General features: G+C 68.1%; 26 protein-coding genes. 19 read left to right on the top strand and 7 right to left on the bottom strand.

Annotated features, from left to right (window positions below):
• Positions 1-61 precede the first annotated feature (61 nt).
• Positions 62-1,531, top strand: coding sequence for a hypothetical protein (locus tag ABIC35_RS17160; RefSeq protein WP_121076551.1), 1,470 nt, complete (start codon positions 62-64; stop codon positions 1,529-1,531).
• Positions 1,532-1,589: 58 nt separating this feature from the next.
• Complete coding sequence (locus ABIC35_RS17155; RefSeq protein ID WP_121076548.1) at positions 1,590-2,891, top strand: hypothetical protein; 1,302 nt, start codon at positions 1,590-1,592, stop codon at positions 2,889-2,891.
• A 59-nt stretch (positions 2,892-2,950) separates the two neighbouring features.
• Here ABIC35_RS17155 and gatA read toward each other — a convergent pair whose 3' ends face one another.
• Complete coding sequence (gatA, locus tag ABIC35_RS17150) at positions 2,951-4,432, bottom strand: Asp-tRNA(Asn)/Glu-tRNA(Gln) amidotransferase subunit GatA (RefSeq protein WP_121076545.1); 1,482 nt, start codon at positions 4,430-4,432, stop codon at positions 2,951-2,953.
• Positions 4,429-4,716, bottom strand: a complete 288-nt coding sequence (gene gatC / locus ABIC35_RS17145; protein WP_121076543.1) for an Asp-tRNA(Asn)/Glu-tRNA(Gln) amidotransferase subunit GatC — start codon at positions 4,714-4,716, stop codon at positions 4,429-4,431. Before gatC ends, gatA begins: the two co-directional genes overlap by 4 nt.
• Before the next feature lie 148 nt (positions 4,717-4,864).
• On the opposite strand from gatC, the gene ABIC35_RS17140 reads away from it, so the two are divergent.
• Positions 4,865-5,977: a DUF3089 domain-containing protein gene (locus ABIC35_RS17140; protein WP_121076541.1), complete on the top strand. Its 1,113-nt coding sequence runs from the start codon at positions 4,865-4,867 to the stop codon at positions 5,975-5,977.
• A 6-nt stretch (positions 5,978-5,983) separates the two neighbouring features.
• Here ABIC35_RS17140 and ABIC35_RS17135 read toward each other — a convergent pair whose 3' ends face one another.
• Complete coding sequence (locus ABIC35_RS17135; RefSeq protein ID WP_121076538.1) at positions 5,984-7,045, bottom strand: Leu/Phe/Val dehydrogenase; 1,062 nt, start codon at positions 7,043-7,045, stop codon at positions 5,984-5,986.
• A gap of 128 nt (positions 7,046-7,173) precedes the next feature.
• Between ABIC35_RS17135 and ABIC35_RS17130 the strand changes: the two genes are divergently transcribed.
• The 4 genes from ABIC35_RS17130 to ABIC35_RS17115 are packed head-to-tail and all read left to right on the top strand — an operon-like array spanning position 7,174 to position 10,386.
• Entirely contained in the window at positions 7,174-7,635 is a 462-nt protein-coding gene (locus ABIC35_RS17130) for an Lrp/AsnC family transcriptional regulator (RefSeq protein ID WP_121076535.1), read from the top strand.
• Between the two features lie 39 nt (positions 7,636-7,674).
• Positions 7,675-8,136, top strand: coding sequence for a Holliday junction resolvase RuvX (gene ruvX / locus ABIC35_RS17125; RefSeq protein ID WP_121076532.1), 462 nt, complete (start codon positions 7,675-7,677; stop codon positions 8,134-8,136).
• A 43-nt stretch (positions 8,137-8,179) separates the two neighbouring features.
• Positions 8,180-9,169, top strand: a complete 990-nt coding sequence (locus ABIC35_RS17120; protein WP_084581839.1) for an aspartate carbamoyltransferase catalytic subunit — start codon at positions 8,180-8,182, stop codon at positions 9,167-9,169.
• The gene (locus ABIC35_RS17115) at positions 9,166-10,386 is read left to right on the top strand and encodes a dihydroorotase (protein ID WP_121076530.1); all 1,221 of its coding nucleotides are present in this window, start codon (positions 9,166-9,168) and stop codon (positions 10,384-10,386) included. Before ABIC35_RS17120 ends, ABIC35_RS17115 begins: the two co-directional genes overlap by 4 nt.
• 4 nt (positions 10,387-10,390) lie before the next feature.
• On the opposite strand, the gene ABIC35_RS17110 is transcribed toward ABIC35_RS17115, so the two are convergent.
• Genes ABIC35_RS17110 through ABIC35_RS17100 form a run of 3 tightly spaced genes read right to left on the bottom strand, consistent with a single transcriptional unit; the run spans position 10,391 to position 12,641 of the window.
• Positions 10,391-11,620: an SPOR domain-containing protein gene (locus tag ABIC35_RS17110; protein ID WP_121076527.1), complete on the bottom strand. Its 1,230-nt coding sequence runs from the start codon at positions 11,618-11,620 to the stop codon at positions 10,391-10,393.
• Entirely contained in the window at positions 11,617-11,922 is a 306-nt protein-coding gene (locus ABIC35_RS17105; RefSeq protein WP_147425868.1) for a hypothetical protein, read from the bottom strand. Before ABIC35_RS17105 ends, ABIC35_RS17110 begins: the two co-directional genes overlap by 4 nt.
• A 5-nt stretch (positions 11,923-11,927) precedes the next feature.
• Positions 11,928-12,641 carry an AAA family ATPase gene (locus ABIC35_RS17100; protein WP_121076521.1) on the bottom strand — a complete coding sequence of 238 codons (714 nt, stop codon included), beginning with the start codon at positions 12,639-12,641 and terminating at the stop codon, positions 11,928-11,930.
• A gap of 134 nt (positions 12,642-12,775) precedes the next feature.
• Between ABIC35_RS17100 and ABIC35_RS17095 the strand changes: the two genes are divergently transcribed.
• Both ABIC35_RS17095 and ABIC35_RS17090 read left to right on the top strand, forming a co-directional pair.
• On the top strand, positions 12,776-13,675 hold the full coding sequence (locus ABIC35_RS17095; RefSeq protein WP_121076518.1) for an SPOR domain-containing protein: 900 nt from the start codon (positions 12,776-12,778) through the stop codon (positions 13,673-13,675).
• 14 nt (positions 13,676-13,689) lie between these two features.
• Positions 13,690-14,484, top strand: a complete 795-nt coding sequence (locus tag ABIC35_RS17090) for a MipA/OmpV family protein (RefSeq protein ID WP_121076516.1) — start codon at positions 13,690-13,692, stop codon at positions 14,482-14,484.
• A gap of 4 nt (positions 14,485-14,488) precedes the next feature.
• Here ABIC35_RS17090 and serB read toward each other — a convergent pair whose 3' ends face one another.
• Positions 14,489-15,367 (bottom strand): phosphoserine phosphatase SerB, encoded by an 879-nt coding sequence (gene serB / locus ABIC35_RS17085; RefSeq protein WP_121076513.1) that lies wholly within the window; start codon positions 15,365-15,367, stop codon positions 14,489-14,491.
• Between serB and miaA the strand changes: the two genes are divergently transcribed.
• The 10 genes from miaA to ABIC35_RS17035 all read left to right on the top strand — a co-directional run bounded on the left by miaA (position 15,366) and on the right by ABIC35_RS17035 (position 24,962).
• The gene (gene miaA / locus ABIC35_RS17080) at positions 15,366-16,292 is read left to right on the top strand and encodes a tRNA (adenosine(37)-N6)-dimethylallyltransferase MiaA (RefSeq protein WP_436286787.1); all 927 of its coding nucleotides are present in this window, start codon (positions 15,366-15,368) and stop codon (positions 16,290-16,292) included. The genes serB and miaA overlap by 2 nt on opposite strands.
• A 93-nt stretch (positions 16,293-16,385) precedes the next feature.
• Positions 16,386-18,131: an acetolactate synthase 3 large subunit gene (locus ABIC35_RS17075; RefSeq protein ID WP_121079321.1), complete on the top strand. Its 1,746-nt coding sequence runs from the start codon at positions 16,386-16,388 to the stop codon at positions 18,129-18,131.
• Positions 18,132-18,178: 47 nt separating this feature from the next.
• On the top strand, positions 18,179-18,694 hold the full coding sequence (ilvN, locus tag ABIC35_RS17070) for an acetolactate synthase small subunit (protein WP_121076507.1): 516 nt from the start codon (positions 18,179-18,181) through the stop codon (positions 18,692-18,694).
• A 51-nt stretch (positions 18,695-18,745) separates the two neighbouring features.
• On the top strand, positions 18,746-19,765 hold the full coding sequence (gene ilvC / locus ABIC35_RS17065) for a ketol-acid reductoisomerase (RefSeq protein WP_121076504.1): 1,020 nt from the start codon (positions 18,746-18,748) through the stop codon (positions 19,763-19,765).
• Positions 19,766-19,861: 96 nt separating this feature from the next.
• Positions 19,862-20,461, top strand: coding sequence for a YceI family protein (locus tag ABIC35_RS17060; RefSeq protein WP_121076501.1), 600 nt, complete (start codon positions 19,862-19,864; stop codon positions 20,459-20,461).
• Positions 20,462-20,659: 198 nt separating this feature from the next.
• Positions 20,660-21,259, top strand: coding sequence for a TMEM175 family protein (locus ABIC35_RS17055; RefSeq protein WP_121076498.1), 600 nt, complete (start codon positions 20,660-20,662; stop codon positions 21,257-21,259).
• A gap of 76 nt (positions 21,260-21,335) precedes the next feature.
• The gene (gene folE / locus ABIC35_RS17050; RefSeq protein ID WP_121076494.1) at positions 21,336-21,956 is read left to right on the top strand and encodes a GTP cyclohydrolase I FolE; all 621 of its coding nucleotides are present in this window, start codon (positions 21,336-21,338) and stop codon (positions 21,954-21,956) included.
• Positions 21,956-22,729 (top strand): SDR family oxidoreductase, encoded by a 774-nt coding sequence (locus ABIC35_RS17045; RefSeq protein ID WP_121076491.1) that lies wholly within the window; start codon positions 21,956-21,958, stop codon positions 22,727-22,729. The genes folE and ABIC35_RS17045 overlap by 1 nt, the downstream gene beginning before the upstream one ends.
• Positions 22,722-23,087 (top strand): dihydroneopterin aldolase, encoded by a 366-nt coding sequence (locus ABIC35_RS17040; RefSeq protein ID WP_121076488.1) that lies wholly within the window; start codon positions 22,722-22,724, stop codon positions 23,085-23,087. Before ABIC35_RS17045 ends, ABIC35_RS17040 begins: the two co-directional genes overlap by 8 nt.
• A 150-nt stretch (positions 23,088-23,237) precedes the next feature.
• Positions 23,238-24,962: a methyl-accepting chemotaxis protein gene (locus ABIC35_RS17035; protein WP_354278528.1), complete on the top strand. Its 1,725-nt coding sequence runs from the start codon at positions 23,238-23,240 to the stop codon at positions 24,960-24,962.
• Positions 24,963-24,981 lie beyond the last annotated feature (19 nt).

Genomic DNA, 24,981 nt, shown 5'->3' with positions numbered 1-24,981 from the left:
GGCAATTCCGGATCGATCGGCGAGGAACGCTGCCGAGGCGAATGAGGGAACAGGGTACGCCATGACGGTTGCACGATCGAAGCGAACCGATTTCCTCTTCGCCTTGGTCGCGCTGCTGCTGTTCCTGGTCCCCGCTGCGATCAACCGCAGCCCGATCCTCTACCCCGATTCGATCGGCTATTTTCAGGCCGGAAAGGCGGCGACCAGCGCCGCGCATATCCCGCTCTCCGCCCACGCCCCGGCGATACCCCCACAAGCCGCTCCGTCTGCCAAGATGGGGATCGACACCGAGGACGGCGTATCGGATGCCCGCTCGGTCTATTACGGCGCGGCGTTCGCGCTCAGCTGGGCGATCGCCGGCATATGGGCACTGCCGATACTGCAGGCGCTGCTCTGCGTCGTCGCGATGTATGCCGCACTGCGGCATCTGGCACCTGACGCAACGCGCACACTGCGCTGGGCGGTGGTAGCTGGCATCGGCTTGATCGGCGGCGCGGGCATCTTCGCGACCACGATCATGCCCGATATATTCGCCGGACTGATGATCCTCGCGGTCGCGATGATCGCGATTTACCGCCCTACCTTAACCCGCGCCGAGTTGATCGGCTGGCTGGCGCTGGGCGTCGCGGCCATCCTCTTCCATAAATCGCACCTGCTCCTCGCCCTCGGCATGCTCGGCGCGCTGTTCCTGCTCGGCCTGGTCACGCGTCGGCAGCGCTGGACCAGCCTTGGCCTCATCGTGCTGATGATCGTCGCCGGCGGCCTGGGCCAGGTGGCCTTCGGGATCGCTGCACGCCACGCCGGGCTGACGGTCTACTCGCCGCCCTTCGTGATGGCCCGGCTGATCGGCGACGGCACTGCGGAGAAATATCTGCGTGAGACCTGTCCGCAGACTCACTATGCCACCTGCCGCTTCCTGCCGCGCATGCCGATGACCGAGAATGATTTCCTGTGGAGCGGTGACGGCAGTGCGGTCAGCTTCGCCACGCTCCCTGCCGCCGAGAAGGCCAGGATCTGCGACGAGCAATTGCCGATCGTGCTGGGCACGCTGCGCAGTCACGGCTTCGAGCAGCTCGGCAAGAGCCTTATCGGCGTGTTCCGGCAGATCGCGACGGTCGGCGTCACCGAATATAGGCTGATGCCGCGCGATTCTCTCACAACGCTGCTGCACCCGGACATCAAGGCCTATCAACAGAGCGGAATCGGACATCGCACCATGCCGCTCAGGCTGATCAGCGGCCTGATGCTCGCTTGCTATGTGCTGGGCGGCGTTGCGCTGGCGATCCTGGCGACGCGGCTGCGCCGCAGTCCTGGTGGATTCCAAGCGGTGCCTGCCTGGCGCACGCGGCTGTTCGAGGCTACGCTGCTGGTCGTGTTCGCGGTACTGCTGAACGGCGCGGTGTGCGGTGCGATCTCGGGGGTGTTCGATCGCTACCAGGGCCGCGTCGCATGGCTGATCCCGATGTTCGCGCTGGCCATCCTGATCCAGGCGGGAAGCGCGCGCAGCGACAGCCCGCAGCGCACGCGTTGAGTTCACGACAATTCGCGTCCGGGGCGTTCGCGACCGGCGCGCACAAGGGGGAAAGATCGTGAAGCTGCCGTCGGACCGGGAACACCGCTTCGCCCTGCTGGCACCGGCCATTTTGGCGCTGGGCTTTATCGAACGGATCGCGATCCTTGCGCTGCGCGAAGTCTCGCATGCGCAAGGCGAAGCCGCCAACGTTGCCCTGTCGGTCGCGCGCGACGGCACCATCGCCGACGTGTTCGCGCGCGGCAGCGGGCTTACCGCACATCTCAACCCGCTGCTGCCCTGGCTCGCGGGCGGCATCTACACGCTGTTCGGCGTCCAGAGCGCGGCATCTGAGTGGATCCTCGCGCTGATCTCGATCAGCATCGTGCTGGGTGCCGGCGCGGTCTTCTACCAGGCTGCGGCCGTCGCCAGCGTGCCGCGCGTACCGCGCCTCGCGGCCTTGGCCGTATTCGCGCTGCTGCCGGTCACGCCCGAGCTGGAGACGACCGCGTTCCGGGTATGGGAGGGCGGGCTGGCAAGCCTGCTGGGCGGAATCGTGCTGCTGCTCAGCCTCCGCGCCGATCGCGATCGCACGCTTGGCTATCGCGGCATGCTGCCGATCGCCGTGACTGCCGCACTGCTCTTCTTCATCAACCCTGCGCTTGGCCTCGCCGCCTATGCGCTGGTCGGCCTGCTGCTGCTGCGCACGGTCTCCCCGCGGCGATGGATCGGCCATGTCGCCATCCTCGCGGTCGCGCTGGGAGTGGTGCTCACCCCCTGGACGATCCGGAACTACGAGGTCTTCCACCGCATCCTGCCGTTGCGCGGCAATTTCGGGCTCGAACTTGCGATCGGCAATCATCCTGCGGCGCTGGGCGGCAACGATCGCGAAGTGTTCGTCGAGCGGCTCCGCACCGTACATCCGCTCGAAAGCCAGGCAGCGTTCGACCGCATGCAGGCGATGGGCGGCGAGATTCCCTACGCCAACGCGATGGGCGCAGAGGCCAAGGCATGGATCCATGGGCATCCGGGCGACTTCGTCCGGCTGTGCGCCAAGCATCTGGTGCAATATTACTTCCCGCCGCGCTGGCAGTGGAACATCTACAACAGCCGCGTGGGCAAGGACGTGATCGTCCGCCAGGCGCTGCTGTGGAGCGTCGCGGCGCTAGGCCTCATCGGCGCGTTCGCTGCGCTGTTCGCGTGGCGCGAGCGGCTGCTCTATCTGGCGACCTTAGCGCTGGTGCCGGTGCTGCCGTACGTCATCACCCAGCCGGTGCCGCGCTACCGCTACATCGTGCTGCTGCCGCTGCTCTTCCTGGCAGCGAATACGGCCTATGGGCTGTATCGAAGGGTTTGGCCGGCGGCACACGCTACGGCCTGAGGCTGCCCAAGGACTGCGAATGGGGAGCGGCGGCCCGAGGCCCCGCTCCCCATTTCATTTTACCACCAGGCGTTGGGACGCGCGGTGAAGCCGGCGCGCTGCTCGAGCGCGAGGCCGGCGTTGAGCACGCCCTGCTCGTCGAACGGCTTGCCGATGATCTGCAGACCGAGCGGCAGGCCCGCCGCGTCCAGCCCACCCGGCACGCTCATCGCGGGCACGCCTGCCAGGCTCGCCGGCACGGTGAACACGTCGTTGAGGTACATCGCCAGCGGATCGACCTTTTCGCCCAACCCGAACGCCGCGCTCGGCGCGGTGGGGGTGAGCAGCAGATCGCACTGGCTCCAGGCATTGTCGAAGTCGCGCGCGATCAGCGTGCGGACCTTCTGCGCCTGGGTGTAATAGGCATCGTAGAAGCCTGCCGAAAGCACATAGGTGCCAATCAGGATGCGGCGCTTCACCTCGTCGCCGAAGCCGGCGGCGCGGGTGGCGGCGTACATTTCCTTCAGGTTCTGGCCCTCGGCCAGCTCGCGCAGGCCGTAGCGCACGCCGTCATAGCGGGCGAGGTTCGACGAAGCCTCGGCCGGCGCGATGATGTAATAGGCCGGCAGCGCGTACTTGGTGTGCGGCAGGCTGACCTCGACGATCTCGGCGCCCGCATCCTTCAGCCAGGCGATGCCCTGCTGCCACAACGCCTCGATCTCGGCCGGGGTGCCGTCCATGCGGTACTCGGCCGGGATGCCGACGCGCTTGCCGCGCAGATCGGCGGAGAGGCCCGCCTCCCAGTGCGGCACCGGCATGTCGAGCGAGGTCGAGTCCTTCACATCGAACCCGGCCATCGCCTCGAGCATTATCGCGCAGTCGCGCACGTCACGCGCCATCGGGCCCGCCTGGTCGAGCGAGGAGGCGAACGCCACGACGCCCCAGCGCGAGCAACGGCCATAGGTCGGCTTGATGCCCGAGATGCCGGTGAAGGCGGCGGGCTGGCGAATCGAGCCGCCGGTGTCGGTGCCGGTCGCCGCCGGGCACAGCCGTGCCGCGATCGCCGCCGAGCTGCCGCCCGAGGAGCCGCCCGGCGCGAGCGGGGTGTTGTCGCCCTCGCCCCGCTGCCACGGCGAGATCACGTTGCCGAAATAGCTGGTCTCGTTCGACGAGCCCATCGCGAACTGGTCGAGGTTGAGCTTGCCGAGCATGCCGGCGCCCGCTTCCCACAGCTTGTGCGAGACGGTGGACTCGTACTCGGGCTTGAAGCCCTCGAGGATGTGGCTGGCAGCGGTGGTCTGCACGCCCTTGGTGGCGAACAGGTCCTTCATGCCGATCGGCACGCCGGCCAGCGGCTTGAGCGTCTCGCCCGCAGCACGCGCCTTGTCGGCGGCGTCGGCGGCGGCGAGCGCGTGCTCGGGAGTCTTGACGATGAAGGCGTTGAGCGCGTCGGCGCCGGCCACGGCGGTGTTGAACGCCTCGGCAACTTCGCGCGCGGAAAATTCGCCGTCGCGCACGCCGTTGCGGATGGCGGCGACGCCCAGATCGGTCAGCGTGCTCATTCCACCACCTTCGGAACCGTGAAGAAGCCAAATTCGCCCTGCGGCGCGTTCGCCAGCACCGCCTCGCGCTGGTTGCCGTCGGTGATCACGTCGGCGCGCAGGCGCAGCGTGTTCGGGATCACGGCGGTCATCGGCGCGACATCCTTGGTGTCGACCTCGCCGAGCTGCTCGATCCAGCCGAGGATGTTGTTGAGTTCGGGCGCGAGGCGCTCGGCGTCGGCGTCGCTGATCGCGATACGCGCCAGGCTCGCCACTTTCTTCACGGTTGCGGTGTCTACGGACATGCGCTTGCGCCTAACAGCCGAGCCGCGCCCCTTCAAGCGTCCGTAGCGCTGCATCGGCACTTGCGGTTGCATCCTCCGCACGCAACACTGCCCGGAACGCGATTGCGTCGCCGCCCGTTTATGCTGCATTGCACAATGGAGAGGCCGATTGGCCCGAAAGTTTCTTTATGCGGTTGCGACCCTGATCATGCTCGGTACTGCCGCCCGGATAGCTTATGGCTTCTACGCCATACAAATCATGCGCCAGTTCATGGTCCCGGCCGGAGACACCGCCGACCTGCCGCCGGTTTCGCCCCGCGACTATGCTAAGGCCGAGATGTGGATCGCGCGGCCGGACAGGCCGGGCAACCCGGCGCTGTGGACCCCAGCCGGGCACACGCCCGCGGCCAATCCCCGCGCGGCGCTGTTCTTCATCCACCCCACCTCGTTCCTCGACACCAAGCAGTGGAATGCCCCGCTCGACAATCCCGACGCCAACGCCCGCGCCGAGCTGTTCCTGCGCGGCCAGGCGAGCGCATTCAACGATAGCGCCGCGATCTGGGCGCCCCGCTATCGCCAAGCAACCTTCGGCGCGTTCCTGACCAGCAAGGCGCAGGCGCAGAAGGCGCTCGACCTCGCCTATCGCGACGTGGCGGCGGCGTTCGAGGAGTTCCTCCACGAAGCCGGCGATCGGCCAATCATCCTCGCCGGGCACAGCCAGGGCGCGCTGCACCTCTCGCGCCTGCTCGCCGAGCGAGTCGCGGGTACGCCGATCGCGAAGCGGGTCGTTGCCGCCTATGTGGTGGGATGGCCCGTGTCGCTCACCGCCGACTTGCCGAAGATGGGCCTTCCCGCCTGCACCGACCCCGACCAGGCCGGCTGCATCCTCTCCTGGCAGAGCTTCGCCGAGCCCGCCGATCCGGCGTTGATCGTCGACACCTTCGACGCGACCAACGGCTTCACCGGCCAGCCGCGCGCAGGGACGAAGATGCTTTGCACCAACCCGCTGACCGGCAAGCCGAACGACTCGGCGCCGGCAAGCGCGAACCTCGGATCGCTGATCCCCGACCTGAACCTGCAATCGGCGCATCTCGAGGCCGGCCGGGTGCCGGCGCGCTGCGACGGGCGCGGGATCCTGACGATCGGCACCGCCCCGCCCGACTTCGGCCAGTATGTGCTGCCGGGGAACAACTATCACGTGTTCGACTACAGCCTGTTCTGGGCCAATGTCCGCGCCGATGCCGCGCGCCGGCTGGCCGCGTTCGAGCGGCGTGCCGGCTGACCGCGTTCAGACCATCGCCGGCGCCCGCACCCGCCCGGCGGCGATCGCGGCCCGGGCGAGGGTATCGGCGGCGACGTGCGGCGGCAGGCCCCCCGCTTCGGCATGGTCGAGCACCGCCGCCAGCCGGATGCCGGTCGCTTCGACGCGCGCCGCCACGTCCTCGGGCGTCCAGCCGAGATATTCGCCCGCCACGTTGATGATCCCGCCGGCATTCACCACGTAATCGGGCGCGTAGAGGATGCCGCGTCGCGCCAGCCGCTCGCCGTCCGCCGGGGTTGCCAGCTGGTTGTTCGCCGCGCCGCAGACGACCTGCGCCCGCATTGCCTCCACCGACTCCGCGTTGAAAACAGCGCCGAGCGCGCAGGGCGCAAAGATGTCCGCCTGTGCCGCAAGGATTTGGCTGGTCGAGGCGATGTCCGCCCCGGTGGCGACGGCCACCCGCGCCACCCGGTCCGAATCGACATCGGCGACGATCAGCCGCGCGCCGACGCCGTGGAGCAGATGCGCCAGCGCCTCGCCGACATGGCCGACACCCTGGATGGCGACGGTGCATTCATCGAGGTCACGCCCGAGCCTGCGCCGCGCCGCATGCGCCATCGACACGAACACGCCGAGCGCGGTGTGCGGCGAAGGATCGCCGCCGGGGCGGCCGGCGCGCTGCGGCAGCCCTGCGACATGGCGCGTCTCGCGGGCGACCACCTCCATATCCGCAACGCTGGTGCCGACATCCTCCGCGGTGACGTAGCGCCCGTCCAGTCGCGCGACGGCGCGGCCGAACGCGCGGAACAGCGCGGCCCGGTCGAAATCGCCCCGCGGCCGCCGCAACACCGCCTTGGCGCCGCCCAGCGGCAGGCCCGCCATCGCATTCTTGTAGCTCATCCCCTGGGCGAGTCGCGCGGCGTCCGCGAACGCAGCCTGGCCATCGGCATACTGCCAGAGCCGGCAACCGCCCGCGCCCGGCCCGAGCACGGTGGAATGGATCGCGACGACGCCGTCCAGGCCCGCCTCCACATCCTTCAGCACCACCACTTCATCGACCAGGCTCTCGCCCTGCACCTGCACTACCATCCCTGACGCTCCCTCTTCTGATGTGCCGGCACTCTGGCAGTGACCAAGGGGTGATGCTTGCCTCAATCAGGCGCTCGCACCGCGACTTTGGGATATTCCTTTCGCCTTTTCCACTATATCAGGATGAAATGATCGACCTTGACCCATATGAGCGAAAGATTGTCCGCGAGCTGCAAAGCGACGCGAGCCTGACGACCGCCGAGCTGGCGGAACGGATCGGCCTCTCCGCCTCCCCTTGCTGGCGGCGGGTCGACCGGCTCGAGCGCGAGGGCGTGATCCGCAAGCGGGTCGCGCTGATCGACCGGCGCAAGGTGGGGCTCAACGCGCATGTCTTCGCGCAGGTGAAGCTGAACGCGCATGGCCGCGCCAATCTCGACGAGTTCAGCGCCGCGATCCGCGGCTTTCCCGAGGTGCTCGACGCCTATGTGCTGATGGGCACGATGGACTTCATGCTGCGGATCGTGGCGGAGGACATAGACGCCTATGAGCGGTTCTTCTTCGACAAGCTTAGCAAGTTGCCGGGCGTGCAGGAAATCAACTCGATCGTCGCGCTGTCCGAAATCAAGTCGACCACCGAATTGCCGATCTGAGCCCTCGCCCCCGCCGCAAGAGCGCCGTATAGCCCACGCGTGATCACGACCGTTCCCAGCGATTTTCGCGCCACCCTGCCCGAAGGCGGCCGCCTGATCGGCCTCGATGTCGGCACCAAGACCATCGGCACTGCGCTGTGCGATGCCGGCTGGAGCTTCGCCAGTCCCGCCGAGCTCATCCGCCGTACCAAGTTTAGCAAGGACAAGGCGCGCCTCGCCGAGCTGATCGCTGCCCAGCACGTCCGCGGGATGGTTATCGGCCTGCCGCTCAACCTCGACGGCACCGACAGCCCGCGTACCCAATCGACTCGCGCCTTCGCCCGCAACTGCGAGGACATGGGACTGCCGATCCTGCTGTGGGACGAGCGCTGGTCGACCGTGGCAGTGGAGCGTACGCTGATCGAACAGGACGCCAGCCGCGCCAAACGCGCCGAACTTATCGACAAGATGGCCGCCGCCTACATCCTGCAGGGCGCCATCGACGGGCTGGTGAACGCCTGAGCGGGTTGCGCACCGCCGCCGCAAGGCTTAGGCGGCGGCTTTAATGCACACCTCCGATCATCGCCCCGGTGCCCAGATACAGGGCAGCGCCGTTTTCCCGCACCGGCACCTCACCGGCATTTCGGGACTCCAGCCCCACGAGATCATGTTCCTGCTCGACGAAGCGGAACAATGGGTGGAGGCCAATCGCAGCCGCGCCAAGAGCGACAAAAGGCTGGAAGGCCTCACCCAGATCAACGCCTTCTTCGAGAACTCGACCCGCACGCTGCTGTCGTTCGAGATCGCGGGCAAGCGGCTGGGCGCCGACGTCGTCAACATGCATGCCGCGCAGAGCAGCGTGAAGAAGGGCGAGACGCTGATCGACACGGCGGTGACGCTCAACGCGATGCGGGCCGACGTGATCGTGATCCGCCATGCCAGCTCGGGCGCGGTGCGGCTGATCGCCGACAAGGTCGACTGCCCGGTGCTCAACGCCGGCGACGGCTGGCACGAGCACCCGACCCAGGCGCTGCTCGACGCGCTCACCATCCGCCGCCGGCGCGGATCGGTGGCAGGGCAGCGGGTGGTGATCTGCGGCGACATCCTCCACAGCCGCGTCGCGCGGTCGAACATCCTCGCCCTCACCGCGCTGGCCGCCGAGGTGCGCGTGGTCGCGCCGTCAACGCTGATGCCGCCCGCCATGGACCGGATGTTCGTCACCCCCTTCACCGATTTCGATGCCGCGCTGGAAGGCGCCGACGTGGTGATGATGCTCCGCGTCCAGAACGAGCGCATGGCCGGCGGCTACATCCCTTCGACTCGCGAGTTCCACATGCGCTACGGCCTCACCCCCGAACGCCTCGCCCGCGCCAAGCCCGATGCGTTGGTGATGCACCCCGGCCCAATGAACCGCGGGGTCGAGATCGACTCGATCGTCGCCGACCATCCCGAGCGCAGCGCGATCACCGAGCAAGTGGAGATGGGCGTGGCGGTCCGCATGGCGTGCCTCGATGTCCTTACCCGACGATCGCGCGGCGTGGAGGGCTGGGCATGAGCAGCATCCTCTTCCGCAACGCCAAGCTGGTCTGCCCCGAGGGCGGGATTTCCGAAGGCGACCTGCTCGTCCAGGGGGACAGCATCGTCGCAGTCGGCGAGGTCGATGCTGCGGCCGACGCCGAAGTCGTCGACGTCGCCGGCAAGGTCCTCGCGCCGGCGCTGATCGATCTCGGCGTGTTCGCCGTCGACAAGGGCGCCTGCCGCTTCGGCGGAATTGCCCGCGTCGGGCTGATGCCCGACCAGTCGCCGGTGCTCGACGATCCCGGCATCGTCCGCCGCGCCGCCGTTTCGGGCAAGCCGCAGCTCTGGGTGCATCCGCTCGCCGCGGCGACGCAGGGCCTCAAGGGCGAGGATCTGGCCGAGATCGCGATCAACGCCTCGGCCGGCGCCCGCGCCATCGCGACCGGCCGCCGCTGGATCGCCAATGCCGGCACGATGCGGAAGGCGCTGCTCTACGCGCGCGACCTGAACCTCACCGTCGTCGCCCATGCCGAGGATGGCGGACTGGCCGACGGCACCGTCGCGACCGCAGGCGAGACCGCCGCGCGCCTCGGCCTGCCGAGCGCGCCGTCGATCGCCGAGCCGCTCGCCATCGCCCGCGACCTGATGCTGGCCGAGGAAACCGGCGCGAAGCTCCACTTCCGCCAGGTGACCACGGCAGCGGGCTTGGACCTGATCCGCGCCGCCAAGCGTCGCGGCGTGCAGGTCACCTGCGGCATCACGCCCGCGCACCTGCTGCTGTCGGACATCGCGATCAGCGACTTCCGCACCTTCGCCCGCCTCTCCCCCCCCTTGCGCGACGAAAGCGATCGCCAGGCGGCGCTGCTGGCGGTGGCGGACGGCACGATCGACGTGATCGCCTCCGGCCATGATCCGCGCGGGCCCGAGGCCAAGCGCCTGCCCTTCGCCGATGCCGAACCGGGCATGGCGGGGGCGGAGACGCTGCTGGCGCTGTCGCTCACGCTGGTGCGCGACGAGAAGCTGAGCCTCGACCGGCTGTTCGCGCTGCTCGCCGCCAATCCGGCGAAGATCCTCGGGCTGGAGAGCGGTGCGCTCAAGCCGGGCCTCCCCGCCGACCTGATCGTGCTCGATCCGGAAACGCCCTGGGTGATCGACGCGCGCAAGATGAACGCGCGCGCCGGCAACACGCCGTTCGATCGCCTGCCGACGCAAGGACGAGTGCTGCAGCTCTACAAGGGCGGCGCGCTGGTCTAAGCGATCAGCGGGCGGCGATGCCGATGCGGCCGGCGGGCTTGTACCAGCTCGCCACCGCGTCGCCCGCCGCCATGCGCACGAAGCAGCTGCCGCCGCCGGTCTTGACCGCGCGGCAGAGCCCATCGGCATCGTTGCGGGCGAACCCGCCGACCGAGAGGCGATAGATCGTCGCCGCGCCGCTCGGCACGGTGGCGCCCTGCGGCTTGAGCGGGCGGAGCGCCGCGACGCGGCCGCTCAGCTTCTGCCAGGCGTCGCGCGCGACGCCTGCATTGGCGAACGCCCCGAGCTGGACGACATAGGGCCCGCTCGCCACCGTGATAGGCGCGGGCTTGGGCGGCAGCGGCTTGACCGGCTTGGGCTTGGCCATGCGGACCGGCACGGGCTTGAATACCGGCACGGGTACGGGTTCGCTGACCGGGATCGGCTCCGGCTGCGGTTCCGGCTCCGGGGAGACCACAGGCGTCGGCGTGGGCGTCAGGGCCGCAAAGTCCGGCTGCCTGGCGAGCGCGAGCGCCACCGGCTGGCCGGCATCCTGCACCGCCTGCACGCCGAGGACGGCGGCAACCTGGTCATAGGCATTGGCGGGCCGGGCAAAGCTCGCCCATTGCAGCATGCGCGCGTTGAGCTGGTCGGGTGCGACGTCCATCGCCGCGACTGCCTTGGCCTCGCCCCAGCGGCCGGCCAGCGCCAGCGCCAGCGCGAAATTCTGGCGCGTGCGCGCGGTCGCGTCTGGCGCGCGCACCGCCGGTGCAAGGATCTCGAGCGCGGCGTTCGGGTCGCCCGCCAGCGCGGTCGCGAGGCCGAGGTCGGCGGCGGGGATACGTGCGGCATGGGCGTGGAGCAGCGTCCGCGCCCCGCCCCAATCGCCGGTGCCGATGCTGGCCAACGCGAGGTTGAGCGCGGCGCGCCCATCCTCGGGGTTCAGCGCAAGCGCATCGCGCAGCGCCTGCCCGGCCGAAGCGAAGCGCCCCGCGAGCAGATAGGATTGACCCAGCAGCGTGCGATAGTCGCCGCGCTGCGGATCGTTGGCCACCGCCTGTTCAGCATGGGCGACGGCGGCGGCCGCCTTGTGCGCGGCGAGGGCCTTCTGCGCCGCCCGGGCCTCGCGCGCGGCCTTCTTGGCGTTGGGGGCGACGGTGGCGGAGGCGGCGCTGTGCACCATCACGCCGGTCGCGGCGGTGCCGCCGAGCGCGAGCAGCGCCGCGCCGATCGAGAGGAGTTTGCGGGACTTCATGTGGTTTCTCGTCCTTCGATCGCGGCGATCCGGCGCGCGAGCGGTTCCAGCTCGGCCATGTCGGCCAGCATCGTGTCGATCGCCTCGGTCACCAGCTGCTGCGCCGAGCGGCCGGTGACCGCCGCCGCCAGCCGGAGCCGCAGCCGGCGTTCGGCATCGAGGCGCAGGGTAAACGCGGCCTTGTCCTTGGTCGCCCGCGCAGTGCGGGCCAGTTGTGCGGCGACCGCATCGCCATCGGACAGCACCGGCACCGGCTTGCGGGCGAGCAGCCCGGCGCTCAGCGACGCGATCGGCTTGGTCATCGAGCTCAATTCACCACCCGGCGACCGAAGCCCCCGGCGGGACGCGCTGCCGAGAACGGGGCCCCCGCCGCGGGGGCGGCGAACACGGTGCGGCGGAAATTCTTCTCGAGCCGGTCCGAGACATAGGCCCAGAGGCTCTCGACCTCGGCGGCGGACTTGCTGCCGGCATCTACCTCCATCACCGTCCGCCCATCGATCATCGACCCGGCGAAATCGGTGCGGTGGTGGAGCATGATCGGCGCGACGGTGCCGTGCTGGGAGAGCGCCAGCGCCGCCTCGGCGGTGATCCGGGCATTGGCCGTCGCGGCGTTGACCACAAAGAGCAGCGGCTTGTGGGCGCGCTCGCACAGCTCGACCGTGGCGCCCACCGCGCGCAGGTCGTGCGGACTCGGCCGCGTCGGGATGACGATCAGCTCGGCGACCTGGATCACGGTGAGGATCGCGGGGGTGATCGCCGGGGGCGTGTCGATCACCACCAGCTTGAAGCCCTGCTGGCGCAGCAGCTCGAGATCGGCAGCGAGACGCGCGACGCTGGTCTGGGCCAGCGCCGGCAGTTCGGCCTCACGCTCGTTCCACCAGTCGGTCAGCGAGCCTTGCGGATCGAGGTCGATCATCGCCACCGGGCCGGCGCCGCTGCGCTGCGCCTGCACCGCCAGATGGCCGGACAAGGTCGTCTTGCCCGATCCACCCTTTTGCGAAGCCAGCGCCAGAACGCGCATCTACCCTCTCGACGTCGACGGATACCCGATCCCCGTCTGCCACGGCCGCGGATAAGATCGAGTTAACGGGGGCCCTCTAAGCCGCTAAGCCACGGGCGCCGCGTCCGAACGGCCGACCAAGAGGGGATTCGCCAATGCGCCTGCCTGCCGCCCTGTTGCTTCTTGCCAGCCTTGGCATTTCCACCCCGGCGCTCGCGCAGGACGCCGCCGTGAAGGCGGGCGTCGATGCCTATAATCGCGGCGACTATGCCGGCGCGCTGCAGGCCTGGCGCCCGGCGGCGGAGAAGGGCGACGCCGACGCGCAGTACAATGTCGGCCAGATCTACAAGCTCGGCCGCGGCGTGCCTGTCGACATGGTCGAGGCCGAGAAATGGTACCGCCTCGCCGCGCTGCAGGGCCATGACCTGGGCGAGGCAAATTACGGCATGATGCTGTTCGAGAACGGCAAGCGCGAGGCCGCGGTGCCTTGGCTCGAGCGCGCCGTCGCGCATGGCGAGCCGCGTGCGCAGTATCTGCTCGGCGTGATGTTGTTCAACGGCGACGGCGTCACCAGGAACTGGGTGCGCGCCTATGCGCTGATGCTCCGCGCCTCCGCCGGCGGCCTCGATGCCGCAACGCGCACGCTGGCGCAGATGGACCAACACATCCCGGCTGCCGATCGCCAGCAGGCGCAGGCTCTGGCGCAGCGCTACGCCAAGGAGACGCGCACGGCCGCCGTCGCGGCCGCCAAGAGCACCCCTGCCCGCCAAACCCCACCGGTCGCACTCGCCCACACCGCCAAGCCGACCGTCACGGCCGCCGCGCCGCCGCCGCCGCGCGCTGTCGGCAGCTGGCGACTCCAGCTCGGCGCCTTCGCCACGCCGGGCAATGCCGAGCGGCTCTGGGGGCAGGTCCGCAGCCGCTTCCCCGGTCGCCAGCCCTTCTATCCCAAGTCTGGCCAGCTCACCCGCTTACTGATCGGACCCTTCCCCTCACAGGCCGAGGCTGAAAAAGCCTGTGGCGCGATCAAGCCCTGCATGGCAGTGCAGCATTGACGGGGAGAAACAACATGCAACGATCCATCTTGTGCGCGGGCCTGCTGCTCGCCTTTGCGATGCCTGCCCATGCGCAGTCCGATGGCGGCGAGAAGGCACCGCGCCGCTACCGCATTGCGGTGGGCGCGCAGGGGACGCCAAGCTATCCGGGCGCCGACCACGACGCGGTACGCCCGTTGTTGGACTTCTCCACCGCCCGCGGCGACGACCAGTTCGAATTCGAAGCGGCGGACGAGAACCCCAACATCGCGATCTATAATCGTCATGGACTGGAGGCTGGCATCGTGGTCGGCTTCCAGAGCGCCCGCACCGCGAAGCGCGCCGGCGCGGACCTCACCAAGGTGGACTTCACCGTCGAGCCGGGCGTGTTCGTCGGCTATTATCTTCTCCCCAAGCTCCGCGCCTATGGCGAGCTGCGCAAGGGCACGGGCGGGAATGAGGGCGTGGTGAGCATGCTTGCGCTCGATTATGTCGAACGCGACGGCGATCGCTGGCTGGTCTCGATCGGCCCGCGCATGGGCTTGTCCGACGCGCGATATCGCCGCGCCTATTTCGGCGTGACCCAGCGCGATGCGACCGCGGCCGGGATCCCGCTCTATCAAGTCGGCGACAATGTCGTGCACAGCTTCGGCCTTGCGTCCACCGGCATCCGCCAGCTGACCAAGCGCTGGGGACTCTATGGCTATCTGGCCTATGACCGGCTGACGGGCGACGCCTCGCGCTCGCCGATCACCGAGCGCTATGGCTCGAAGAACCAGTTCTCGGGCGGCCTCGCGCTCAGCTACACCTTCGGGCGCGGGGTCCGCTAAGTCCTCAGGCGGTGACCCAGTCGGCGCGTACGATGCCCTGGGCATAGAGCAGCGCCGTAAGGTCACCGTGATCGATCCTCGCGCCGGCAGCGGCCGCGACGATCGGCTTGGCGTGATAGGCGACGCCCAGCCCGGCCTTGCGGATCATCGCCAGGTCGTTGGCACCGTCGCCCACGGCCATGGTGTGCTCGGGCGCGAGGCCCAGCTCGGCCATCGCGCCGAGCAGCGTGGTTTCCTTGGTGCTGCTGTCGACGATCGGCTTGGTGACGGTGCCGGTGAGCTTGCCACCGTCAATCTCCAGCACATTGGCGATGCGGCGATCAAAGCCGATCTGCGTGCCGACCGGCTCGGCAAAGCGGGTGAAGCCGCCCGAGACCAGGATGGTGTGCGCACCTCGCGCACGCATCGTCTGCACGAGCGCCTGGGCGCCCGGCATCAGCCGCACGCGCTCTGCGAGGCACTGGTCGATCGCGGTCTCGGACAGGTCCTTCAGCAGCGCGACGCGAGCATCGAGCGCCTCGGCAAAGTCCAGCTCGCCGCGCATCGCCCGCTCGGTCACTTCGGCGATCTGCGGCTTGATGCCGGCATAGTCGGCGAGCTCGTCGATGCACTCGACGGTGATCATCGTTGAATCCATGTCAGCGACGAGCAGCTTCTTTTCGCGATGCGCCTCCACCTGCACGATCACGTCGGCACCGGCGATCGCACCTTCCAGCGCGGCACGCGCCGCATCGGGCTGCGCCGCGAACGGCAGGTCCGCCGCGATGCAGTCGTCGAGCCAGCGCCAGCTCCCGGGTGCGCAACCCGCCGCTGCGAGGCGATCCTTCGCCGTCTCCAGCTGCCCTGACGTGAGACCTTCTGCTATCAGCGTCGCAATGAACATGATTTCCCCTGGGCTGTCGCGCGTCGCGCTCATTGCAGGGCCGACGGCAAGCGGCAAGTCCGCGCTGGCGCTCGCGCTCGCCGAAAAGCATCGCGGCACTGTGATCAACGCGGATTCGATGCAGGTCTATGCCGATCTCCGTATCCTCACCGCCCGCCCCTCCGCAGAGGAAGAAGCCCGCGCGCCGCACCGGCTGTTCGGCCATATCGACGGTGCCGAGGCGTGCTCCGCCGCACGCTGGGCCGCCGAGGCCCGCGCCGCGATCGCCGAGGCGCATGCCGAGGATCGCCTGCCGATCCTGGTCGGCGGCACCGGCCTCTATCTGCGCACGCTGATCGACGGCATCGCGCCGATTCCCGAGATCGATCCCACCATCCGCGCCGAGGTCCGCGCCCTTCCCGTCGCCGAGGCGCATGCAGCGCTGACGCTCGCCGACCCGGCCGCCGCCGCCCGGCTGCACGCGACCGACACCACTCGCGTCGCCCGGGCGCTCGAAGTCGTCCGCTCGACCGGCCGCACGCTCGCCGACTGGCAGGACCGCCGCGAGGGCGGCATCTGCGACCAGGTCCGGCTCGGCGCGATGATCCTGCTGCCCGATCGCGCGTGGCTGGCCGAGCGCATCGACCGGCGCTTCGCCACCATGCTTGCCACCGCCGAGAACGAGGTGCGCGCCCTGCTCGCCCGCACTGACATTCCCGCCGACGCGCCCGTGCTGCGCGCGATCGGCGTCGAGGAAATCGGAAGGGTGTTGCGTGGCGAAGGGACGGTGGAAGAGGCGCAGGAAGCGGGCGCCACCGCCACCCGCCAATATGCGAAACGCCAGTACACCTGGTTCCGCCGCCAGCCTCCAGGGGGGTGGGACGTGACGGCGGAGACAGATACGTACAAAAACCTACGCCAAATTGAAAGGAAATTATTTCTTTAGGGGTTGACGCATCATTTTCGTGCGGGTAGCAGCGCCTCTCCGACGGAATCTTTCCGTACAGTAACCCATATTCGCGAGTGCGTGGAGGTAAAGGTGACCGAGAAGAGCGGCGCAGACATCCTGATCGAGGCTTTGACCGACCTCGGGGTGGAAGTCGTGTTCGGCTATCCGGGCGGTGCCGTGCTTCCGATTTACGACGCCCTGTTCAAGCAGGACCGGATCAAGCACATCCTGGTCCGCCACGAGCAGGCCGCGACCCACGCCGCCGAGGGCTATGCGCGATCGACCGGCAAACCCGGCGTCGTCCTGGTCACCTCAGGCCCGGGCGCGACCAACGCGATCACCGGCATCACCGATGCGCTGCTCGATTCGATCCCGATGGTCGTCATCACCGGCCAGGTCCCGACGACGCTGATCGGCACCGACGCCTTCCAGGAAGCGGACACCGTCGGCATCACCCGCCACTGCACCAAGCACAACTATCTGGTGAAGCGGCCGGAGCTGCTCGGCGCGACCGTCCACGAGGCGTTCCACATCGCCACCTCGGGCCGCCCCGGCCCGGTAGTGATCGACATCCCCAAGGACGTCCAGGTCGCGACGGCGCGCTACGAGGCGCCGGGCCCGATCCAGCACAAGACCTATCGCCCGACGACCGAGCCCGAAGCGGCGAAGATCCAGGAAGCGGTCGACATGCTGGCAGCGGCCGCGCGCCCGGTCTTCTACACCGGCGGCGGCGTGATCAATTCGGGCCCCGAAGCCACGCGGCTGCTGCGCGAGCTGGCGGCGCTGACCGGCGCGCCGGTCACCTCGACGCTGATGGGCCTCGGCGCCCTGCCCGCCTCATCAGACCAGTGGCTTGGCATGCTCGGCATGCACGGCACCTATGAAGCGAACATGGCGATGAACCAGGCGGACCTGATCATCGCGGTGGGCTCGCGCTTCGACGACCGCGTCACCGGGCGCCTGGACGCCTTCGCGCCGAACAGCCGCAAGGTGCACATCGATATCGATCGTTCGAGCGTGAACAAGAATGTGCGCGTCGACCTGCCGATCATCGCCGATTGCGCCCGCGCACTCGACGCGATGGTCGAGAGCTGGAAGTCGCGCGGCCATCCCAAGCCTGACCTGGGCGAGTGGTGGAGCCGCATTCAGGGCTGGCGCGCGCGCCGTTGCCTCGACTTCCCGGAAGCGGGCGAGGCGATCATGCCACAGCGGGCGATCCGCGCGCTGTACGAGGCGACCAAGCATCGCGCGCCGATCATCACCACCGAGGTCGGCCAACACCAGATGTGGGCGGCCCAGCATTTTGGTTTCGAAGCGCCGAACAAGTGGCTGACCAGCGGCGGTCTCGGCACGATGGGCTATGGCCTGCCCGCGGCGATTGGTGCGCAGTTGGGCAATCCGGACGATCTCGTCATCGACATCGCCGGCGAAGCCTCGATCCAGATGAACATCCAGGAACTCGCGACCGCTACGCAATATCGGCTGCCGGTGAAGATCTTCATCCTCAACAACGAATATATGGGCATGGTCCGCCAGTGGCAGGAGCTGACCTACCAGTCGCGCTATTCGGAGAGCTATTCGGACGCGCTGCCCGACTTCGTGAAGCTGGCCGAGGCCTATGGATGGAAGGGCATCCGCATCGAGAAGCGCTCGGAGCTGGAAGACGGGATCCAGGCGATGCTCGACTATGATGGCCCGGTGCTGGTCGATTGCCGCGTCGCGAAGCTGGCCAATTGCTTCCCGATGATCCCGAGCGGCGCCGCCCATACCGAGATGCTGCTCCAGGCGAGCGAAGTCTCCGGCGAGATGGACGACGAGGCCAAGGCGCTGGTTTGACCGGAACATAGGTCCGCTCCTCGCGGAGCAGGATCGAAGGGGTAGAAATGCACATCAAGGAAGAAGCCATCGAGCGCCACACGCTGGCGGTCATCGTCGATAACGAGCCCGGCATCCTCGCGCGGATCGCCGGCCTGTTCACGGCGCGGGGCTACAATATCTCGTCGCTCACCGTGTCCGAGATCAGCGACGACGATCTGATCAGCCGGATCACCATCGTCACCTTTGCGTCCGCACCGGTGATGGAGCAGATCATCGCCCAGCTCGAGCGGCTGGTGCCGGTCCACAAGGTGGTCGACCTTACCGCCAAGGGCGAGCATGTCGAGCGCGAGCTGGCACTGATCAAGGTCGCCGGCAGCGGCGATCACCGGATCGAGGCGCTGCGCCTCGCAGAGGTCTATCGCGCCAAGGTGGTCGACGCGACCATCTCCAGCTTCGTGTTCGAGATCACCGGGACGATCGACAAGATCGACCGCTTCGTCGAGCTGATGCGCGAAGTGGGGCTGGTCGAAGTCGCGCGTACCGGTATCGTCGCGATCGCCCGCGGCCGCGAGCCCGCCTGAAGTTTTCCGCGCATCCGCGCACCGCAGAATTTGAAAGGGAAGAATACCACCATGCGTGTCTATTATGATCGCGATGCCGATCTGAACCTGATCACCGACAAGAAGATCGCCATCCTCGGCTATGGCAGCCAGGGCCATGCCCATGCGCAGAACCTGCGCGATTCGGGCGTCAAGGACGTCGCGATCGCGCTCCGCCCGGGTTCGGCCTCGGCCACCAAGGCGGAAGCAGCGGGCTTCAAGGTGCTGCCGAACAAGGAAGCCGCCGCCTGGGCCGACATCCTGATGATCCTCGCGCCCGACGAGCACCAGGCCGCGATCTGGGAGGCCGATCTCAAGGGCAACATGAAGCCGGGTTCGGCGCTCGCCTTCGCGCACGGTCTCAACGTGCATTTCGGCCTGATCGAGCCGCCGGCGGACATCGACGTGATCATGATCGCGCCGAAGGGTCCGGGCCACACCGTGCGCAGCGAATATGTCCGCGGCGGCGGCGTCCCCTGCCTCATCGCGATCCACCAGGACGCCTCGGGCAACGCCCATGACGTGGCGCTGGCCTATGCCTCGGGCGTCGGCGGCGGCCGTTCGGGCATCATCGAGACCAATTTCCGCGAAGAGTGCGAGACCGATCTGTTCGGCGAGCAGGCCGTGCTGTGCGGCGGTGCGACCGCGCTGGTCCAGGCCGGCTTCGAAACGCTGGTCGAGGCGGGCTACGCCCCCGAAATGGCCTATTTCGAGTGCCTGCACGAGCTGAAGCTGATCGTCGACCTGATGTATGAGGGCGGCATCGCCAACATGCGCTACTCGATCTCGAACACCGCCGAGTATGGCGACATCAAGACCGGCCCGCGCATCATCACCGAAGAGACCAAGAAGGAAATGAAGCGCGTGCTCGCCGACATCCAGTCGGGCCGCTTCGTGAAGGACTTCGTGCTCGACAACCGCGCTGGCCAGCCCGAGCTGAAGGCCAGCCGCATCGCCGCCAAGCGCCACCAGATCGAGCAGGTCGGCAGCGAACTGCGCGCGATGATGCCGTGGATCGGCGCCAACAAGCTGGTCGATCAGTCGAAGAACTGATCACGGGCGGAAACCTTGGGTTGCCGGCTGCGCACTAGCATTGCGCGGCCGGCGGCCTCATTACGGGAGCGACGCAACCACCCGAAGGGAACATCCATGCGCGCTCTCCTTGCTCTCGCTCTTTTCGCGGCCGCTCCGGTCGCCTTCGCTCAGGAACTGCCCGGCCAGGCCGACGCCAGCCGCGTTCCTGCCGGCACCTATGCGGTCGACACCGGCCACACCCAGGTCGACTTCACCGTCAATCACTTCGGCTTCAGCCAGTTCACCGGCCAGGCCGGCGGCGCCACCGGCTCGCTGACGATCGATCCGGCCAAGCCGAACGACGCCAAGCTTGACATCACCATCCCGACCAGCGGCATCGTCACCACCGTCGCGGCGCTCGACAAGCATCTCGCCTCGCCTGACTTCTTCGATGCGGCAAAGTATCCGACGATCCACTTCGTCTCGACGAAGGTCGTCGTCAGCGGCACCAAGGCGCAGATCACCGGCGACCTGACGCTGCACGGTGTCACCAAGCCCGTCACGCTCGAGACCAGCCTGGTCGGCGCGGGCACCAACCCGATGATGAAGAAGCTGAACTTCGGCTTCGAGGCGACCACCACGATCAGCCGCAGCGCGTTCGGCATGGACAAGTATGTCCCCTTCGTCTCGGACGAAGTGAAGCTGCACATCAACGCGGCGTTCTCGGCGAAGTAAACCTTCCCCGTCATCCCGGCGGAAGCCGGGATCCATTCGCCACGCGGCCTCGGCTCGAGCCGAGACGGACAAGCCAATGGACCCCGGCTTCGCCGGGGTGACGGATTTGGGGAGCGGCCTGTCTCTACCGACTAAACCCTTGGTTTAGTTGCCTCCGCCTCCTGCCTGCGCCACCACGGCGCGGGCAGGAGGACGGATATGCAGGACCAGGAAGGCCGCGACGGCGCCAAGCGAGTCGAGGCGTTTTCGGATGGCGTGATCGCCATCATCGTGACGATCATGGTGCTGGAACTCCACGCACCCGAAGCACCCGGGCTGCGCGCGCTGGCCGCGCAATGGCCCGTCTTCCTCGCCTATGCGCTCAGCTACGCCTATGTGGCGATCTACTGGGTGAACCACCACAAGCTGTTCCAGTTCGCCACCCGCGCGGGCAACGCGCTGCTCTGGTCGAACATCGTGCTGCTGTTCACCCTGTCGCTGATCCCCTTCGCCACCGCCTATCTGGGCGAGCAGCATTTCAGCGGCGAGGCGACCCTGCTCTACATGCTGGTGATGCTCCTCCCCTCCTTCGCCTATAACTGGCTGCAGCGGGTGATCCGGCGTACCGGCGCCCAGTCGGCCGAAGCCCAGCGCTACCATCGCCGCACGCTGCGCAAGAGCATGCTTGCCTGCTGCCTCTACCTTGCCGGCGTCGCCGTGGCGATCGCCTCCCCCGCCGCCGGCCTCGCCTGCGCCGCGCTCGTCGCGCTGCTTTGGTGCCTCGCCGACGGACCGCTCGATCGGCTGTTCGAACGCTGACCCCGGGTTGCACCTGTAGCCACTTTGCTGTTTCTGCGGTCCGAACCCGCCACGCGCGGCGAAAGGACAGACAGACATGCACGATCATCACCATGACCCCGTAGACGGTGACATCGTCGCCCCCCCGCCCAAGATCCCCGTGCCCGAGCATGTCGCCGAGGCGATCCGCACGCTGATCCGCTGGACCGGCGACGATCCCGATCGCGAGGGCCTGCTCGACACGCCCCAGCGCGTCGCCCGCGCCTGGAAGGAATATTGCGCAGGCTATGCCGAGGATCCGTCGCACCACCTTTCCCGCGTGTTCGAGGAAGTCGGCGGCTATGACGAGATCGTGCTCTTGAAGGACATTCCCTTCCAGTCACATTGCGAGCACCACATGGCGCCGATTACCGGCAAGGCATCGATCGCCTATCTGCCCAGGAATCACGTTGTCGGCATCTCCAAACTCGCCCGCGTCCTCCACGCCTTTGCCCGCCGCCTGCAGGTCCAGGAACGGCTCACCGCGGAGGTTGCCGACTGCATCTGGAACCACCTGCACCCGGTGGGCGTCGCGGTGGTGATCGAAGCGCAGCATGGCTGCATGACCGGCCGCGGCGTCCGTACGCCCGGCGTGGGCATGGTCACCAGCCGGATGATGGGCGTGTTCCGCGAAGACGAGCGCAGCCGGGCCGAAGTGCTCAAGCTGATGGGCTATTGATGCGCGGGCGGGTGCTGGTCACAGGCGGCGCGCGGCGGATCGGCGCGGCGATCAGCCGGGGGCTGGCCACGCGCGGCTGGGCCGTGGCGATCCACCACCATCATTCGCCCGTCGAGGCCGAAGCCTTTGCCGCCGAACTCCGTGCGGCCGGCGCGACGACCGCGATCGTCTGCGCCGAGCTTGGCGATCCGGCAGCGCCCGCCGCGCTGGTCGAGGCGTGCCGCAGCGCCTTCGGCGCCCCGCTCGACGCGGTGGTCAACAATGCCTCGCTGTTTGCCTATGATCAGGCGCCGATTGCCGACTATGCGCTGCTCGACCAGCACATGCACGTGAACCTCGCCGCCTCGGTAGGCCTCGCCATGGCGCTGGCCGCGCAGGCGGATCTGGCGGAGGGCGCCGTGGTGAACCTGCTCGACCAGAAGGTGGGCAATCTCAACCCGGACTTCTTCAGCTACACCTGCTCGAAGCTGGCACTGCACGGCGCGACCCACATGCTCGCGCAGAAGCTGGCGCCGCGGGTGCGGGTGAACGCGGTGTCCCCGGGCCTCACCCTCCCCAGCCTCGACCAGAGCGCGGAAGAGTTCGCCCGCACCGGCACCCAGAACCTGCTGCGCCGCACGGTCGACCCTGCGGACATCGCCGCCACCGTCGCGCATCTGCTCGACTGCCGCAGCATCACCGGGCAGAATGTCTATGTCGATTGCGGCCAGCATTTCCTCGCGCGCGACAGCGACGTGATGTTCGAAGGACGCGAGCACCGCCCCGATGCCTGACTATGTGATCCATCTCGAAGCGCTGGAGGTCTCGATGGGCCTCGGCATCCATGCGCATGAGCGCGCAGCCCCCCAGCGCGTCCGCATCGACGTGGCGATGACCTGTCGCTATCCGGAGGTACCCGTGGATCGCATCGACGCGGTGGTCGATTACGACTTTCTCCGCGAAGGCATCCACGCCCTTGTCCGCTCGCGCCATTTCGAATTGCAGGAAGTTCTGTGCGAGCAAGTGGCCGCACTGGCGATGCGCGATCCGCGTGTCGTCGAGGTCCGGGTGCGCTCCGCCAAGCAGGACATTTACCCCGACGCGCGGGTGGGCTGCGAGGTGGTCCGTATTCTTACGAATATGCAGGAATAATCCCGAATCCGGGCATCTCGCCCCGATCCTCCCCCCTATAATCTACCGAAAGGCCTTCCCCGTCGAAGGTCCGCTTGGGGGATGCGTGCGCCTGTCACCAGAGGATCGTGGATGTCGATTGCAAGTTTCGTTCGCAACAGCGCGTTAGCCATGATGGCGCTCTTGGTTGTCGGCGGCTCGCTGGCGGCCTGGCGGCTGGATCGCATTCGCATGGGCGGCGAGGTGCAACTGCACCAGCAGGTCAATGCCGATCTGATCGCGGACATCCTCCCGCCCCCCGAATATATCATCGAGCCGTTTCTCGAAGCGACGCTGATCGCGCGCAACCCGGAGACGGTGGGCACGCATGCCGAGAAGCTGGAGGGGCTGCATAAGCTCTACCTGGAGCGCAATAAATATTGGCAGACCGCACGGGTGGACGAGAGCCTGCGCGGCCAGTTGCTGCAGCAGGCGCACCCTGCCGCCCAGGCCTTCTGGAACGAACTCGACCAGAGCTTCCTGCCCGCCGCCCGCAAGGGCGATCGCGCGGCGGTGGAAGCCAGCTACACCAAGCTCGCCGGCATCTACGACACGCACCGCGCTGCGGTCGACAAGCTCGTCACTATGGCGCTGGCCGAGCAGCAGCGGGTCTCCGCCAGCGGCGCCTCCGAATTCTACCTCGCGATCGGCATTGTGCTGGTGCTGGCGCTGATCGTCGGCGGCCAGGCGGCGCATTTCTACATCACCATGTATCGCCGGGTGCTGGAGCCGGTCGGCACGCTCTCCGCGCTGACGGATCGTCTCGCCAAGGGTGAAGTGGCGACGATCCCCTATCAGGATCGCACCGACGAAATGGGCCGCATCGCCAGCGGGCTGGAGCATTATCGCGCCGCCGCCGCCGCGCAGAGCGAGGCCGATGCGCGCAAGCTGGAAGAGCAGCGCGAAGTCACTGAAGTGCTCGGCAGCGGCCTGCTGGCGCTGCGCGAGGGCGATCTCAGCCGCACGATCGACCAGCGCTTCCCCGCCGAATATGAAGTGCTGCGCCACAACATCAACGAGGCGATCGCCTCGCTGCGCGCCCGGGTGCAGCTGGTAAGCGAAAGTGCCGACAATATCCGCAACACCTCGTCCGAGGTCGCGCACGGGTCCGAGGACCTGGCGCACCGCACCGAAAAGAGCGCGGCCAATCTCGCCCAGGCGACCGAGGCGCTGGCCAAGATCGAGGAGCGCCTGCGCGCCACGATGATCGCCGCCGACAACACGGTGAAGCGCGCCGGCGAGGCGACCACGGCACTCCGCGACGGCCGCGGCACCACGGCCCGCGCCGTGCAGGCGATGGACCGCGCGAGCGGTAGCGCCAAGAATATCGACGGGGTGATCGAAGGCCTCGACAAGATCGCCTTCCAGACGCGCGTGCTCGCGATGAACGCGGCGGTCGAGGCCGGCCGCGCCGGCGAGGCGGGCCGCGGCTTCATGGTCGTCGCCGACCTCGTCGCCGCACTGGCACTCCGCGCCGAGGACCAGGCCAAGCAGGCGCGCGACATGCTCAGCGAGACCCAAGCCGACATCCTGCAGGCGGCCGATGCAGTGCACGACACCGATACCGCGCTCGACACCATTTCGGGCGACGTCGAGGCAGTGCACAACCTGATCGCCGCGATCGACCATGACAACCACGCCCAGTCGGCAGCGGTGAGCCAGGTCTCGACCGCGATGAAGGGGATGGATCTGGTGACCCAGCAGAACGCCGCGATGGTCGAGGAGACCTCGGCGGCGATCCGCAACCTGTCGAGCGAGGTCAATGCGCTCGCCCAGCGTGCCGGTGCCTTCCGCTTCGAGCGCACCACCGGCATGCGCGCCGCGGCCCATACGGGCGAGTTGGCGACCGTTCACTGATAGGAGAGGAAGCCCCTGC

Source organism: Sphingomonas trueperi (genome assembly GCF_040545965.1).
GTDB classification, from domain to species: domain Bacteria; phylum Pseudomonadota; class Alphaproteobacteria; order Sphingomonadales; family Sphingomonadaceae; genus Sphingomonas; species Sphingomonas trueperi_C.
The sequence above is the reverse complement of the archived record's forward strand: the minus strand, read 5'-3'. Positions and strand labels throughout refer to the sequence as shown.